At 51.0% G+C, this 888-nt stretch carries 2 tRNA genes and 2 rRNA genes; all 4 read right to left on the bottom strand.

Annotation, left to right across the window (positions count from 1 at the left end):
- Positions 1-210, bottom strand: a 23S ribosomal RNA gene (locus QSK07_RS22650); the annotation flags it as partial.
- A 209-nt stretch (positions 211-419) separates the two neighbouring features.
- Positions 420-495: transfer RNA gene (locus QSK07_RS22645), tRNA-Ala, on the bottom strand.
- Positions 496-636: 141 nt separating this feature from the next.
- Positions 637-713, bottom strand: a tRNA-Ile gene (locus tag QSK07_RS22640).
- A 73-nt stretch (positions 714-786) separates the two neighbouring features.
- A 16S ribosomal RNA gene (locus QSK07_RS22635) occupies positions 787-888 on the bottom strand; the annotation flags it as partial.

Raw genomic sequence — 888 nt, 5'->3', positions numbered from 1 at the left:
GGGGTACTTAGATGTTTCAGTTCCCCCGGTTCGCCTTGCAGCACTATGTATTCATGCTGCAATGATGCACTGAGTGCACCGGGTTTCCCCATTCGGACATCGACGGCTGTAGCGGTTCATATCACCTCACCGTCGCTTTACGCAGATTAGCACGTCCTTCATCGCCTCTGACTGCCTGGGCATCCACCGTGTACGCTTGGTCGCTTAACCTCACAACCCACAGGCGTTTTTCAGCGCTGCAGACTGCAAGCATTTGAGAGACCCGACCGTGTCGTATTTTTCATTCTTATTACGGAGAATGAAAACGACACGTCGTTTCAATTTTCAGCTTGTTCCGGATTGTTAAAGAGCATAATACTTCGCAGCACACCGTTGCCGGTACGCTCTGAAGTAGTCAGAAAAAAACAGTTAAAACGGTATGGTGGAGCTAAGCGGGATCGAACCGCTGACCTCCTGCGTGCAAGGCAGGCGCTCTCCCAGCTGAGCTATAGCCCCATACAGTTACTGCAGAGACCACTACTACCAGGAGTAGCATTCTTCATGCAAAGAATGCGATTTTTTCTCAGGCAAGGCGTGTCGATGCGAAGCATAGTGAACTATGCGAGCCGTCGACACAACGCAGCATGAGGACAAATCTGGTAGGCCTGAGTGGACTTGAACCACCGACCTCACCCTTATCAGGGGTGCGCTCTAACCACCTGAGCTACAAGCCTGTAGAGGTTTTTTCTGCTCGTTACTTTTTATCAGACAATCTGTGTGGACACTGCGCCGGAAGGTATCTTCAGGTAAGGAGGTGATCCAACCGCAGGTTCCCCTACGGTTACCTTGTTACGACTTCACCCCAGTCATGAATCACAAAGTGGTAAGCGCCCTCCCGAAGGTTAAGCT

This window comes from Pantoea sp. QMID4 (genome assembly GCF_030270445.1).
Classification (GTDB): domain Bacteria; phylum Pseudomonadota; class Gammaproteobacteria; order Enterobacterales; family Enterobacteriaceae; genus Pantoea; species Pantoea vagans.
Note: the sequence above shows the minus strand (reverse complement) of the source record. Positions and strands in the feature narration are given on the sequence as shown.